Raw genomic sequence first — 14,176 nt, 5'->3', positions numbered from 1 at the left:
GTGGGAGGGGGGGGGGGGGGTTGTTGTGTTTTTTTTGGTGGGGGCGGCGGGGCGCCCCCCCCCCCCCCCCCATCGCGGCGGCCCCCACGAGGGTCTTGCCCGCCCCGCACGGCAGGACGACGACCCCGGACCCGCCGTGCCAGAAGCCGTCGACGGCCTGCGACTGGTAGGGCCGCAGCGTCCACCCGTCCTCGGCCAGGTCCACCGGGTGCGCCTCGCCGTCGACGTAGCCGGCCAGGTCCTCCGCGGGCCAGCCCAGCTTCAGCAGCACCTGCTTGAGGTTGCCGCGCTCGCTGGGGTGCACGAGCACGGTGTCGCTGCCCAGGCGCTGCCCGAGCAGCGGCGCGGCCTTGCGCGAGCGCAGCACCTCCTCCAGGACGGGGGCGTCCAGCGCGCGCAGGACGAGGCCGTGCTCGGGGTCGGCGACCAGCTGCAGGCGCCCGTAGCGGGCCATCGTCTCGGCGACGTCGACCAGCAGCGCGTGCGGCACCGAGTAGCGGGAGAACTCCAGCAGGGTGTCGACGACCTGCTCGGCGTCGTGCCCGGCGGCGCGGGCGTTCCACAGGCCCAGCGGCGTCAGCCGGTAGGTGTGCACGTGCTCGGGGGCGCGCTCCAGCTCGGCGAAGGGCGCGATGGCCGCGCGCGCGGCGGCGGCGCGGGGGTGGTCGACCTCGAGCAGCAGCGTCTTGTCGCTCTGGACGATGAGGGGGCCGTCGTTCACGGGCCGGGGCTCCAGGGGGTCGGGGGCGGGTCCTCCCGGGTGGTCACCGGGGGTGCTCCAGAGGTGCAACGGCGCGGCGGGCGCACGGCTTCCCGCTGCGCTCAGGCGCTGACGGTGCCGCCGACGTCCAGGGGCGCGGGGGCGACGCCCTGCAGCAGCTGCCACAGCGCGGCGGCCCACACGACGACGAGCAGGACGAGCAGCAGGGTCAGCGCCAGGGTCGCCCACGCGCACGCCACGCCGGCGGTGACGAGCCCGCGCCCGGCCGGTGGCGTCCCCGGCGGCGTCCCCGGCGGCGGGACAGCGGCGGCCACGGCGCGGCGCGCGCGGGGGGCCGTGACGAGGGCGACGATCGCCGCGAGCCACCCCAGGCCCGTGCCGAGCAGCACCAGCGAGCCGATGCCCGTCCACAGCACCGCGTGCGCCGCGCCGGGCGCGGGGCCGGGCGCGGCGGGCTGCGCGGGCGGCGGGAACGGCGCGGGCCGCGGGGACGTCGTCACCCGCCGACGGTAGCCCCGCGGGCGGGCGCGGCGCCCGCGCTGTCCGCCGGACCGGGTGGCCGCGGGATCAGCCGGCGGCGGCCACGCCGGTGACCCGGTGCACCGAGAAGGAGCGCACGGCACCGGAGGCGCGGTCGTAGGCGGTGACGCGCCCGCCGTCCACGCCGACCGGCTCGACGAGGTGCCGGCTGCCCAGGCCGTCGGCGTCGACGTAGCCGACCCACACGGCGCGGCGCTGCCCGGCGGCCTCGCGCAGCAGCGCCAGGGACGTCGCCGGGTCCAGCGGCGGCAGCGGCGGGGCGTCGGCGTGCGCGGCGCGGCGCTGCTCGCTGGCGGCGGCGTCCTCGTCCCCGGCGCGCAGCGCCCGCACGGCCGCGGTGAGCAGGACGGGCGCCGGTGGCCCCGGCTCGCCGGCCGCCGGGCGCGGCGCCGACCGCGGCGGGGTGCGCAGCTGCTCGGCGGCGCGCACGAGCAGCTCGCCGTCGGGGCCCTCGGCGGCGGGGGCGACCCCGGCGGCGCGCAGCGCGGCCAGCACCTCCTCCGGGCCGGCGGCCGCGGCCAGCACCGTGGGTGCCAGCAGCCGCAGCCCCAGCCCGGCGCAGCGGCGGTCGGCGACGAGCTGCGCCAGCAGCGCCGGGTCCTCCGCGCGCACGTACGCCCCGGCCCGCCCGACCCGCACGCGGCCGTGGCGGCGGGCCACGTCGCGCACGAGGTACTCCAGCGGCTGCGGCACGGGCGTGGCCGAGACCCCGGCCAGGAAGGACAGGACGTCGTCGGCGGTCAGCCCCTCGTCCAGGCCGCGGCGCACGCTGGCGTCGTCGAAGCGGTAGACGGTCGCGCCGCCGCGGCTCTCCACCCGCGCGACCGCGCCGAGCCGGACCGCCAGGTCGGCGCGCAGCGGGCCGGGCGCCACGGCCGTCAGGTCGGCCTGCAGCAGCACCTCGGTGACGGGTACGGGCAGCGCGGCGGCCAGCGCCTCCTCGGCGCCCTGCTCGTCACCGGCCAGCAGGGCGCGCCCGGCCGCCGACAGCGCCCCGGCGCCCAGAACGCCCAGCCAGCCGGCCTCGCCCAGGCTCCAGCGGGCCACGTCCTCGCGCAGCCGCCCGGTGCGCCGCGGCGCCTGCCAGCGCAGCCGCGCCACCACCGCGTCCGCCTCGACGGCGTGGTCCACCGGTGCGCCGACCAGCAGGTCCAGCACCTCCCGGCGCACGGCGCGGGCGGCGGCGCGGTCCAGGTCGGCACCCAGCGCGTTGCGGGGGGCGTCACGGGCGTCGCGGCTGCCGACGAGCCCGGGCACGCGGGTGGTCGCCAGCCAGGCGGCGGCCAGGACGCGCCAGCGGCGCGGCACGTCCTCCTCGCGCCAGTCGTCGTAGGCGGGGGTGGGCAGCCAGCGCGGCTCCACGTCGCCGTCGTCGGCGACGAGCCCGGCGGCGTGGGCGAGCTCGACGACGAGCGCGGTGGTCCGCTCGTCGACCTCCAGGGCGGTGCCGGTGCGGCGCAGCTCGCGCACGCCCACCCCGCCGGCGCGCAGCACCGGCGGCGGGGCGCTGGACCACAGCGAGCAGAGGGCGTCGACGAGGCGGACGGCCTCGGCCGCGGCCTCCGCGGACCCGCCGGCGACCAGCGCGGGCCGGCGCGCCGTCGCGGGCAGCGCCGGCGGTTCGCGGTCGGGGGCGCGGTGCACGCGCCCGCCGCGCAGCGCGAGGCCGACCTCGCGGGGCAGGACGACGGTGCCCGGCCCCGACACGGCCAGCAGCCCGCGCGCCAGGAGCCAGTCCACGGGGGTGCTCGACGTGGCCGTGCGCACCTGCCGGTCGGCGCGCTCGACCGCGCCCGTCGGCGGGCCCCACGTCAGGCGGTCCAGCAGCGCCCGCACGCCCTCGGGCGCCGGCTCCAGCAGACCCGCCAGCACGTCGGCGTCCCCGAGGTGGGCGGCCAGCCGCGGCAGCGCCGTCTCCGGGTCGTGGCTGACCTCCAGGCCCAGGTCCTCCAGCAGCTCGGCCAGCCGCTGCGGGGAGCGCCGGCCCAGGGCGTCGGCCAGCGACGGGCCCAGCCCGGCCGGGTGCGGGCCCAGCAGGTCGCGCACGGCGTGCACCAGGTGCAGGCGCCGGTCGGTGCCCCACACCAGGGCCCGCCGGCGCAGCCGGTCCACCTGCTCGCCGGCCTTCGCCCCCCACGCGCGCGAGACGGCGCCCACTCCCACCGGGCCGGGCAGGACCGCGAGGACCTCGGCGACCTGCAGGGCGGGGGAGTCCAGCGCGTCCAGGGCCCGCTGGACGCTGGCGCGGGTCGTCGCGCGCGCCGCCAGCGCGGTCGTCGAGGTCGGCAGGGGCGAGACGAGGTCGGGCCGGAGGGCGAGCAGCTCCTCCAGCCCGTCGTCGGGGCGCGCCCGCAGGTCCTCGGCGAGCGTGCGCGGGGTGGCGGCGGGCACCGCACGAGGGTACGGGCGCCCGCCGCCGCTCGCCCGCCGCTCAGTCCCCGGCGGGCAGGGCGTTGGCGCCGATGACGCCGGAGTACCACCAGGCGCTGTCCTTGGGGGTGCGCACCTGGGTCTCGTAGTCGACGTGGACGATGCCGAACCGCTTGGAGAACCCGTAGCCCCACTCGAAGTTGTCGAGGAAGGACCACAGGAAGTACCCGCGCACGGGCGCCCCGGCCTCCACGGCGTCGAGCACGGCGCCCAGGTGGTCGCGCAGGTAGCGGATCCGGTCGGCGTCGTCGACGTGGCCGTCGACGAGGACGTCGGGGTAGGCCGCGCCGTTCTCGGTGACCAGCAGCTCCAGGCCGGGGTGCTCGGCGTGCATGCGCAGCAGCAGCTCGCGCATGCCGCGGGCGTCGACGCTCCAGCCCATCGCGGTCTTGTGCCCCGGCAGCTCGGGGAACTCCACGTCCTCGCACGCCGGCCACGGGCTGTGCGTGGAGGCGCCGTGCCCGTCGGCCTCGGCCCGCGGTGCCCCGCCGTCCCAGTGCCGCACGACGGTGGGGCTGTAGTAGTTCACGCCCAGGACGTCCAGCGGCTGGTGCACCAGCTCCAGGTCGCCCTCGCGCACGAACGACCAGTCGGTGACGGAGGCCGTGTCGGCCAGCACGTCGGCCGGGTACTGACCGCGCAGCACCGGGTCGAGGAACACGCGGTTCTGCAGGCCGTCGACGCGGCGCACCGCGTCGTGGTCGGCGTCGGTGCCGCGGTCGGTGCGCACCCACGCCAGGTTCAGCGTCAGCGCCACCCGCGCGCCGGGGGCCGCGGCGCGCACGGCGCTGGCGCCGAGCCCGTGGGCGAGGTTGAGGTGGTGCACGGCGGCGAGGGCGGCGGCCTGGTCGGTGCGCCCGGGCGCGTGCACGCCGGAGGCGTAGCCGAGGTAGGCCGAGCACCACGGCTCGTTGAGGGTGATGAAGGTCTTCACGCGGTCGCCGAGGGCGCCGGCGACGATCCCCGCGTACTCGGCGAAGCGCTCGGCGGTGGCGCGGTTGGTCCAGCCGCCGGCGTCCTCGAGGGCCTGCGGCAGGTCCCAGTGGTAGAGCGTCACGGCCGGCTCGATGCCCGCGGCGAGCAGCTCGTCGACGAGGGTGCTGTAGAACTCCAGGCCCGCGGGGTTGACCGGGCCCAGGGCGTCGGCGCTCACCTGCGGGGTGATGCGCGGCCAGGCCACGGAGAACCGGTAGGCGCGCAGCCCCAGGCGCTGCATGAGCGCCACGTCCTCGCGGAAGCGGTGGTAGTGGTCGTCGGCGACGTCGCCGGTGTCGCCGCCCAGGACCTTGCCGGGGGTGCGGCTGAAGGTGTCCCAGATCGAGGGGGTGCGCCCGTCCTCGTCGGCGGCTCCCTCGACCTGGTAGGCGGCGGTGGCGGTGCCCCAGACGAAGCCGGGCGGGAAGGCGCGCACGCCCTCGCGCGGCTGGGGGCGGGCGGCGGGGACGGCCGCGGTGGTCGTCGTGGTGGCGGGTTCTTCGGTGGTGGTCATGCCGGTCGGACCGCGGGGCGCGGCCCGCCTCCTCTCGGGTGGTGGGGTCTCGGGCTGGGACGGGCGGGCGGGTCAGCCCTTGACGGCGCCGGCCATGATGCCGTTGACGATCTGCCGCCCCATGATGAGGAAGACGACGATCACGGGCAGGGTGCCGACGAGGGTGCCGGCCATGATGACCGACTGGTCCGGGACGTAGCCGCTGCCGAGGTTGTTCAGCGCGACCTGGACGGTGGGGTTGGAGGAGTTCAGCGCGATGACGGGCCAGAAGAACTCGTTCCAGGCCGTCATGAACGTGAGCATCCCCAGGACGGCCATGCCGGGCCGGGCGATGGGCAGGACGATGCTGAAGAACGTGCGGGTGGAGGTGGCGCCGTCCATGCGCGCGGCCTCCAGCAGCTCGTCGGGCAGCGTCTGCACGAGGTACTGGCGCATGAAGAACACGCCGAACGCCGTGACCATCGTCGGCAGGATCACCGACCACAGGTTGCCGGTCAGCTGCAGGTCGGCCATGACCATGTACAGCGGCACGACGCCCAGCGTGGGCGGGATCATCAGCGTCGCGATGGTGATGCCGAAGAACGTCGAGCGGCCCTTGAAGCGCAGCTTGGCGAAGGCGAAGCCGGCCAGCGTGCAGAACAGCAGGGTGGCGACGGTGATCGCCGTGGAGACGAGGAACGAGTTCCACACGGCCAGGCCGATGTTCTGCTGCTGGAACGCGCTGACCATGTTCGACCACAGGTCCGGGCCGGGCAGCCACGGCGGCGGGGTCTGGTTCATCTCCGCCATGGGCCGGCTGCCCGCGACGATCATGTAGTAGAAGGGGACGACGAAGAGGAAGGCCGTCACGGCCAGCAGGACGTAGGTGAACGGCCCGGCCTGGTCGGGCGCCCGGTAGCGGCGCTTGCGGCCCTCCGGCGCCGGCGCGGCGATCGACGCCTGCTGCACGGCGGTCGTGGTGGCGGCCATCAGCGGGCTCCCTTCGCGGCGGCCCGGCGGGCCCTCCTGGTGGCGGCCTGCGCGGGGTCGCGGTCGCGCATCCGGGCGATGGACGTGTTGACCACGACGAGCAGGATGATGATGAGGAACGTCACCCAGGCGATCGCGGCGGCCCGCCCGAGGAACCCGAAGGTCCAGCCCTGCTGGTACATGAACAGCGTCACGGTCTGGTACTGGTTCAGCGCGCCGCCGTTGGCGGTGCCGCCGCCGAACAGCAGCGGCTCGGCGAACAGCTGGGTGGCGCCGATGGTGGAGACGACGACCGTGAAAAGGATCGTCGGGCGCAGGCCCGGCAGGGTGATGTGCCAGAACTGCTGCCAGCGGTTGGCGCCGTCCAGCGAGGCGGACTCGTACAGGTCCTGCGAGATGGACTGCATGCCCGCCAGGTAGATGAGGGCGTTGTAGCCGGTCCAACGCCAGGTGACGATGACGGCGATGGCCAGCTGGGCGGTGAAGTCGCCGTTGCGCCAGTCGATCGCGTCGACGCCGAAGAACGACAGCACCCAGTTGGCGAACCCGGCGTCGCGGCCGAAGATCTGCGCGAACACCAGCGTCGCCGCGGCCACCGAGGTGGCGTAGGGCATGATCATCGCGATGCGGAAGAGGTTGCGCCCGCGCATCCGGTAGTTCAGCGCGTGGGCGAGCCCGAGCGCGAAGATCAGCTGCGGGACCGTGGAGAGGATCCCGATGGTGAGCGTGCGCCACAGCGCGTTGTAGAACTTGTCGTTCTCGAACAGCCAGCGGTAGTTGTCCAGGCCCACGAACGTCGAGGTCGACGACCCCAGCTTCTGCTCGTAGAGGCTGATCCACGCCGTGTAGACCAGCGGGAACAGCCCGAAGGCGAGGAAGAGGAGGAAGAACGGGGCGATGTAGGCGTACGGGGCGCCCTTCTCCTCCGCGCGGAACAGCCGCTGCTTCCACGTGAGCTTCTCCGTCACGACCACGCGCGGCGGCGGGCCGGCCGGCGCGGGCGGTGAGGCGGTGGTGCTGGAGATGGTCATGTCGTCTCCTGGTCGACGGGCCTGGCGGGGGAGGGGGAGCCGGCCGGCGGGGTGGTCCCGTCGGCCGGCTCCGGGTCCGGCTCGGCTCAGCCGATCTGGTTGCTGATCTCGGACTCGGCGTTCGCCCACGCGTCGTCGGCGCTGACGCCGTTGGCCTCGACCGACAGCAGGGCCTGGGTCAGGGCCGTCTTGATGACGCCGTCGCCCTCGCCGAGGATCTGGGTCGGCGCCGCCTGCGCGGACTCGGAGAAGATCCGGCCGATGGGCGCGTCCTGGAAGTACGGGTCCGTCGTGCCACCGACGAGCTCGATGCCCTGGGTGTTGGAGGGGAAGTTGCCGACGTTGTTGAAGACCTCGGCCTGCTGCTCCGCGTCGGTCATCCACTTGATGAGCGCGGCGGCCTCCTCCTTGTGCTGCGAGGCCTCCGGGACCGCGAGGTAGGAACCGCCCCAGTTGCCGCCGGCGCCGCCGGGCAGCGAGGTGACGTTCCACAGGCCGGAACCGGCGTCACCGGCCTTGCCCTTGATGTAGCCGATCATCCAGGACGGGCAGGCGATGGTGGCGAAGGCCCCGGAGGCGAAGCCGGGGTCCCAGTTGGGGTCGTTGAACTGCTCCAGCTTGGCGGTCAGGCCCTCCTGGCCGGCCTCGGCGGCGGTGTCGAAGGCTTCGCGGACGGCGGGGTTGGTGTCCCACACCGGCTCGCCGGACTCGTCGTAGTAGATGGTCTCCTCGGTGGAGACGATCGCGTTGTAGAGCCCGCCGCTGAAGTCGGTCCACGCCGAGCCGGCGGGGGCAGCGGCCTTGTACTGGCGGCCCAGGTCGAGGTAGGCGTCCCAGTCGGTCATCGCCGCGGCCAGCTCGGCCGGGTCGGTGGGCAGGCCGGCCTGCTCCAGCAGGTCGCTGCGGTAGCAGATGCCCATCGGGCCGATGTCGGTGCCCAGCGCGAGGACCTTGCCGTCGGCGGTGGTGGCGGCGTCGGCCTTCCACTCCAGGTAGTTGGGGACCTGGTCAGCGGTCTCGAACTGGCTCAGGTCGGCCCACTTGTCGGACTGGTTGGCCACGACGTCGGCGATGCGGGCGACCTCGATGCCCTGGACGTCGGCGAGCCCGGTGCCGGACTGCAGCTTGGTCTGCAGCGCCGGCCAGTACTTCGACTCGCCCTGCGTCGACTCGTACTGGATCTCGACGTCGGGGTTGAGCTCCTCGTACCGGTCGAACAGGCCGGACTCCTCGAAACCCATGGTGCCGAACAGCGAGACGCTGATGATCGTCTTGCCGTCCGCGGTGGTGCCGCTGCTCTCGGTGTCCGCTCCGGCCGAGCTGCAGCTGGTGAGCAGGAGGGCGCCCGAGACGAGGGCAGCCGCACCGGCCAGGGTCTTCTTCTCCAGGGACATGGCTGATCTCCTCGCAGGCCCCGCCGTCGGGGCTGATCGTCGTCGATCGGTCTGTGCGAGAGAGCGCTCTCATCGGTGGTGCGGTGAGATTGAGAGCGCTCTCACGGGGTCGCACCAGAGTGTCGGGTACCGCGTCGGGTGTCAACACCCTCGGGGGAACTGCTCGCCCGGACCCTCGGGGGCTCCGCGCCCGGACGGCTGGGCGCAGGAACGGGGGAGGGGCGGGGTCAGGCGGTGGCGCGCCGCACCAGCTCGGTGCCCACGACGACCGGGGCGGGCGCGGGGGAGCCGTCGACCATCACGAGCAGCATCCGCGCCAGCTCCCGGCCCATCTCGACGACCGGCTGGTGCACGGTCGTCAGGGGCGGGGTGGCCGCCGCCGCCAGCGGCGCGTCGTCGAAGCCGACGACGCGCACGTCCCCGGGCACCGACCGGCCCGCGGCGGCCAGCGCCTGCAGCGCACCGGCGGCCATGAGGTCGTTGGCGACGAACAGCCCGTCCAGGTCCGGCAGGCGCTCCAGCAGCTCCTCGGTGGCCGCGCGCCCGCCCGCGACGCTGAAGTCGCCCGTGGCGACCAGCCGGCGCGAGGGCCGGCGCCGGTGCGCCCGCAGCTCCTCCTCGAACCCCGCGAGGCGGTCTTGGCCGACCCGCATGTCCATCGGGCCGGTCACGGTCGCCACCCGCCGGCAGCCGGACTCCAGCAGGTGGCGCGCCGCCACCCGCGCTCCGCCGACGTTGTCGGCCGACACCCACGGCACCGCCGAGGCGTCGTCGTAGGGGCGGCCTGAGAGCACCACCGGGATGCCGGCCTCGCGCAGGTGGTCCGGCAGCGGGTCCGGCCCGTGCACCGAGACGAGGATCGCGCCGTCGACGTGCCCGCCGCGCGCGTAGCGCTCGAACCGCTCGCGCTCGGCGGCCGTCGACAGCGTCACGAGCACCAGCTGCACCTCGCGCTGGGCCAGGACGCTCTGCGCGCCGCTGAGCACCAGCGGGAAGTAGGAGTCGGAGAAGAACCGCTCGACGGGCTCGACGACGACGAGCGCCACCGAGCCGCTGCGGCGGGTCACCAGCGCCCGCGCCGCCTGGTTGGTGACGTAGCGCAGTTCCGCGGCGGCGTGCAGCACGGCTTCGCGGGCCGCGGGGCTGACCTTCGTCGACCCGGCCAGCACCCGCCCCGCCGTGGCGCGCGAGACGCCGGCGCGCGCGGCGACGGACTCCAGGGTGGGCGCGCTCGGGCTCGGCACGGATCCTCCTCGACGGGTGGTGGACGGTGCCCCACTGTCCCACCCCGCGTGCCCGCCGGTGTCAGGTCCGGGCGGGTGGCGTGCGGTCGATCCCGAACAGGTCCCACAGGCGGGTGTCGAGGAAGGAGGTGATCCGGTGGATCCGCCCGTCGCGAAGCTCCAGGGCCTGCAGGGCGAAGGGGACGAGCGAGCCGCCGGGCCCGATCGGCTTCCAGTGCGCGAAGGCGGGACCCCCGTTGAGCGCCACCGGCTTCAGGACCGACCCCTCGCACTGCCGCCCGGGGCCGCGCATCCAGGCCACGACGTCGTCCGCGCCCTCCAGCCACAGCTCGAACGGCGGCATGTTCTGGGTGACGTCGTCGGCCAGCAGGGCCACGAACCGCTGCATGTCGTAGCTCTCGAAGGCGGCGACGTACTCGTCGAGCAGCCGCTGGTGGCGGGCGTCGAGCGGCGCCGGCGGGGCGTCGACGTCGGGGCGGGTGGCCAGCGTGGCGCGGGCCCGCTGCAGGGCGGAGTTCACCGACGCGGTCGTCGTGCCCAGCAGTTCGGCGACCTCCTCGGCCCGCCAGCGCAGCACCTCGCGCAGCACGAGGACGGCCCGCTGGCGCGGGGGCAGGTGCTGCAGGGCGGCCACGAACGCCAGCCGCACCGACTCGCGGGCCACGGCGACGTCGGCGGGGTCGCCCGCCTCGGGCAGCACCCGCGCGTCGACCATCGGCTCCAGCCAGGTGTCCTCCGGCCGGCGGGCCGCCAGCGACGCCTCGACCGGCTCCCACGCCGAGGCGGACAGGTCCATCGGCCGCGCGCGGCGCGAGCGGCCCTCGAGCATCGTCAGGCACACGTTCGTGGCGATCCGGTACAGCCAGGAGCGCAGCGCGGAGCGCCCCTCGAAGCCGTCGATGCCCCTCCAGGCGCGCAGCAGCGTCTCCTGGACGGCGTCCTCGGCGTCGAAGGCGGACCCGAGCATCCGGTAGCAGTAGCCGGTGAGCTCGCCGCGGTGGGCGGCGAGGCGGGGTTCGAGGTCGGCGGGCGCGACCCCGCCGGGCACGGAGCTGGTGGCGGTCGATGTGGTCACGGTCACAGCAGAGCACGGGGGTCCGACACGGCGGGAGCCCCGGACGGTGGACCCGAGGTGGACGCCCGGTGGACGTGTCGCGGGACGTGGCGGTGGGCCTCGCCGCGGGCGGGCGGCCCCGGTGCGGCACCCTGGTCCACCGTGCCCGCGACCGAGCTGCTCCTGCTCCTGCTCGCCGGGACGGGCGCCGGGCTCGTCGGCTCGACGGCCGGGCTGGCCTCGCTGGTGTCCTACCCGGCGCTGCTGGTCGCCGGGCTGCCGCCGCTGGCGGCCAACGTCACCAACACCGTCGCCCTGTTCGGCACCACCGTGGGCGCGGCGGCCGGCTCGCGCCCCGAGCTGCGCGGGCAGGGGCGCCGCCTGGCGCGGCTGCTGCCCGTCGCGGCCGCGGGCGGCGCCACCGGCGCCGCGCTGCTGCTCGCGCTGCCCGCGGACACCTTCGAGGTCGTCGTCCCCTTCCTCGTCGCCGGCGCCTCCCTCGTGCTGCTGCTGCAGCCGCGGGTGCAGCGCCTGCGGCCCGGCCGGGTGTCCGCGCGCAACCCGCTGGTGCTGCTGGCGCTGTTCGCCGTCGGCCTGTACGGCGGGTACTTCGGCGCCGCGGCGGGCGTGCTGATGCTGGCGCTCATGGAGGTCCTGCACGAGCAGTCGCTGGCCCGCAACAACGCGCTGAAGAACCTCATGACGGGCGCCGCGAACACCGTCGCCGCCGTCGGGTTCGCCCTCTTCGGGCCGGTGCAGTGGGCCGCGGCCCTCGCGCTCGGCGTCGGCTGCTACCTCGGCGGCCGGCTCGGCCCGGTGATCGTGCGCCGCGTCGACGCGCGCGTGCTGCGGGTCCTCATCGCCCTGGCCGGGCTCGCGCTGGCCGTGCGGCTGTGGACGGGCCGCTGAGCGCCGGTCCGGGCGCCCCCTACCGGGCCGGTCGCACCGACCGCGTGCCCGGCGGCAGCGGCTCGGCGTGCAGCAGGAGCAGCCGCTGCGTGGCGCGCGTCAGCGCCACGTAGAGGTCGTTGGCCCCGCGCGGGCGGCGCAGCACGGCGGCCGGCTCGACGACGAGGACGACGTCGAACTCCAGGCCCTTGGCCCGCTGCACGTCCAGGACGCCCACCCTCGCGTCCAGGTCGTCCGCGGAGGCCGCCACGGAGCCGGCGGGCAGCGCCGCGGCCACGGCCGCGCGCAGCGCGTCGGCGCCCATCGGGCCGTCCGCCTCCGCCGTCAGCACCGCCAGCCGCCCCTCGTCCAGGTCCGCCAGCTCGGCGAGCACGGCCGCCACGACGTCACCCGCCCCGGACACCGCGACGGCCACCGGGTCGTGCTCGCCCTCGCGCACGGGCGTGGGGGGCACCGCGTCGATCCCGGCGGCGGCCAGCACGTCGGCCGCCACCCGCGCGATGCGCGCCGGCGTGCGGTAGTTGACGGTCAGCTCCTCCAGGCGCCAGCGGTCGTCCACCACGGGCTTCAGCGCCTGGGCCCAGCTGTGCGCGCCGGCCGGGTTCGACGTCTGCGCCACGTCGCCCACCAGCGTCATCGACCGCGACGGGCAGCGCCGCTCCACCAGCCGCCACGCCATCGGCGACAGCTCCTGCGCCTCGTCGACGACCACGTGCCCGTACGCCCACGTGCGGTCGGCGGCGGCGCGCTCGGCGACCGTCCCGGTCGGCCCGTCGGCGGAGAAGCGGTCGGCCAGCAGCTCGGGGGTGACCAGCGGGTTGCCCACCCCGGAGCTCTCGAAGTCCTCCAGCACGCGGCGCGCGTGGGCCAGCTGCTGCTCGCGGTCCGCGGCGCGCTGCTGCTCGGCGGCGCCCGCCTCCTCCAGCGGCCCCAGCAGCTCCGCCAGCTCGTCCAGCAGCGGGACGTCCGCCTCCGTCCACGCCGCCGCGTCCTCGCGGTGCAGGGCGGCGCGCTCGTCGTCGCCCAGCCCGTGACCGGCCCGCGCCAGCAGCTCCGGGCTGCGGTACAGCGCCGCCAGCACCTTCTGCGGGGTCAGCGGCATCCAGCACAGGTTGACCTCGCGGCGCACGTCCACGGACGCGCGCAGCTCGGCCAGCAGGTCCTCGCGCTCCTCGGCCAGGTCCGCGCCGCGCGCGCGGGCCAGCTGCTGCACGAGCCCGTCGAGCACCTCGCGCACGAAGACGACCCGGGCGGCGTTGTGCGGCTTGCGCGAGCGCCGCGCGCGCGTGCGGGCCGAGGCCACCGCGTCCGGGCGCAGCAGGACGCGGGAGCCGTCCAGGTCCAGGCGCACCGCGCGCTGCGGCACCCGCTGGCGGGCGGCGACCGCGGCGGCCAGGACGTCCACCATCCGCAGGTCGCCCTTGACGGCGGCCGCGGCCGGCCCGTCCTGCCCGTGCGCCACGACGCCGGGGAGCATCTCGCCCAGCGTCATCGTCACCACGCCCGTCTCGCCCAGCGCGGGCAGCACCTGCTCGACGTAGCGCAGGAACACGGGGCTCGGGCCCAGCAGCAGCACGCCGCTGCGCGCCAGCCGGTCGCGGTGCGTGTACAGCAGGTAGGCGGTGCGGTGCAGCGCGACGGCCGTCTTGCCGGTGCCCGGGCCGCCCTGCACGACGAGGACACCGCGCTCGGAGGCGCGGATCACCCGGTCCTGCTCGGCCTGGATGGTGGCGACGATGTCGCCCATGCGGCCCGTGCGGGGCGCGCTGACCGCCGCCAGCAGCGCCGCGTCGCCCGTGGTGCGCTCGCCCTCACCGGCCACGAGGACCTCGTCGTCGACGCCGGTGACGTGCCGGCCCCGCGTCAGCAGGTGCCGGCGGCGCACCACGTCGCGCGGGGAGGCGGCGGTGGCCTGGTAGAAGTCCTGCGCCGCGGGCGCCCGCCAGTCCACCAGCAGCTGGTTGCCGCGCTCGTCGGCCAGCCCGAGCCGCCCCACGTAGCGGCGCGGGTCGGCCACGCCCTCGCGCAGGTCCAGGCGGCCGAAGCACAGCCGGTTCTCCACCGACCACAGCTGGGCGAGGCGGTCCTCGTACAGGGTGGCGAAGGCGTCGCGCTCGAAGCGGCTCTGGTGGGTGCCGGTGGCCCGGGTGCGGCGCACCTGCGCCAGCTGCTCGGCCGTCTGCTCGCGCAGCGCGTCCAGCCGCGCGTACAGCTCACCGACGTGCGCGTCCTCGCGGGCCACCTCGGCGTCGCTGCCGTGACCGGTCCCGCGCGCGGACCCGGCGCGGTCGTGGGCGGTGGACTGGCTCACTCGACGGTCTCTCCCCGTGACGGTCGTCGTGCCCGGCGAGGGCACCGCAAGAGGGTAGTCGCGCCGGGTGCCGCGGGCGGAGGG

The 14,176-nt window shown here is 76.0% G+C and carries 11 protein-coding genes; 1 reads left to right on the top strand and 10 read right to left on the bottom strand.

Going from position 1 to position 14,176, the window contains the following annotated elements:
- From ACRYMY_RS04685 to ACRYMY_RS04645, 9 genes are all read right to left on the bottom strand, one after another.
- Window positions 1-721: helicase-associated domain-containing protein (locus ACRYMY_RS04685; RefSeq protein ID WP_432546105.1), on the bottom strand; the 721-nt coding region annotated here is incomplete at its 3' end.
- Window positions 722-822: 101 nt separating this feature from the next.
- Window positions 823-1,221 carry a hypothetical protein gene (locus ACRYMY_RS04680; RefSeq protein ID WP_432546104.1) on the bottom strand — a complete coding sequence of 133 codons (399 nt, stop codon included), beginning with the start codon at window positions 1,219-1,221 and terminating at the stop codon, window positions 823-825.
- Window positions 1,222-1,288: 67 nt separating this feature from the next.
- Complete coding sequence (locus ACRYMY_RS04675; RefSeq protein WP_432546103.1) at window positions 1,289-3,652, bottom strand: helicase-associated domain-containing protein; 2,364 nt, start codon at window positions 3,650-3,652, stop codon at window positions 1,289-1,291.
- A 40-nt stretch (window positions 3,653-3,692) separates the two neighbouring features.
- Window positions 3,693-5,180 carry a GH1 family beta-glucosidase gene (locus ACRYMY_RS04670; RefSeq protein WP_432546102.1) on the bottom strand — a complete coding sequence of 496 codons (1,488 nt, stop codon included), beginning with the start codon at window positions 5,178-5,180 and terminating at the stop codon, window positions 3,693-3,695.
- A gap of 72 nt (window positions 5,181-5,252) precedes the next feature.
- Window positions 5,253-6,149 carry a carbohydrate ABC transporter permease gene (locus ACRYMY_RS04665; RefSeq protein ID WP_432546101.1) on the bottom strand — a complete coding sequence of 299 codons (897 nt, stop codon included), beginning with the start codon at window positions 6,147-6,149 and terminating at the stop codon, window positions 5,253-5,255.
- Complete coding sequence (locus ACRYMY_RS04660; RefSeq protein ID WP_432546100.1) at window positions 6,149-7,180, bottom strand: carbohydrate ABC transporter permease; 1,032 nt, start codon at window positions 7,178-7,180, stop codon at window positions 6,149-6,151. Before ACRYMY_RS04660 ends, ACRYMY_RS04665 begins: the two co-directional genes overlap by 1 nt.
- Before the next feature lie 86 nt (window positions 7,181-7,266).
- Window positions 7,267-8,574 carry an ABC transporter substrate-binding protein gene (locus tag ACRYMY_RS04655; RefSeq protein WP_432546099.1) on the bottom strand — a complete coding sequence of 436 codons (1,308 nt, stop codon included), beginning with the start codon at window positions 8,572-8,574 and terminating at the stop codon, window positions 7,267-7,269.
- Window positions 8,575-8,801: 227 nt separating this feature from the next.
- A complete protein-coding gene (locus ACRYMY_RS04650) occupies window positions 8,802-9,818 on the bottom strand; it encodes a LacI family DNA-binding transcriptional regulator (RefSeq protein WP_432546098.1) in 1,017 nt (338 codons plus the stop codon).
- A gap of 61 nt (window positions 9,819-9,879) precedes the next feature.
- On the bottom strand, window positions 9,880-10,893 hold the full coding sequence (locus ACRYMY_RS04645; protein ID WP_432546097.1) for a sigma-70 family RNA polymerase sigma factor: 1,014 nt from the start codon (window positions 10,891-10,893) through the stop codon (window positions 9,880-9,882).
- Window positions 10,894-11,034: 141 nt separating this feature from the next.
- Between ACRYMY_RS04645 and ACRYMY_RS04640 the strand changes: the two genes are divergently transcribed.
- Window positions 11,035-11,781: a sulfite exporter TauE/SafE family protein gene (locus ACRYMY_RS04640; protein ID WP_432546096.1), complete on the top strand. Its 747-nt coding sequence runs from the start codon at window positions 11,035-11,037 to the stop codon at window positions 11,779-11,781.
- A gap of 19 nt (window positions 11,782-11,800) precedes the next feature.
- On the opposite strand, the gene ACRYMY_RS04635 is transcribed toward ACRYMY_RS04640, so the two are convergent.
- Complete coding sequence (locus tag ACRYMY_RS04635; protein ID WP_432546095.1) at window positions 11,801-14,092, bottom strand: HelD family protein; 2,292 nt, start codon at window positions 14,090-14,092, stop codon at window positions 11,801-11,803.
- Window positions 14,093-14,176 lie beyond the last annotated feature (84 nt).

It is taken from the genome of Kineococcus haloalkalitolerans (assembly GCF_050871905.1).
Classification (GTDB): Bacteria; Actinomycetota; Actinomycetes; order Actinomycetales; family Kineococcaceae; genus Kineococcus.
The sequence above is the reverse complement of the archived record's forward strand: the minus strand, read 5'-3'. Positions and strand labels throughout refer to the sequence as shown.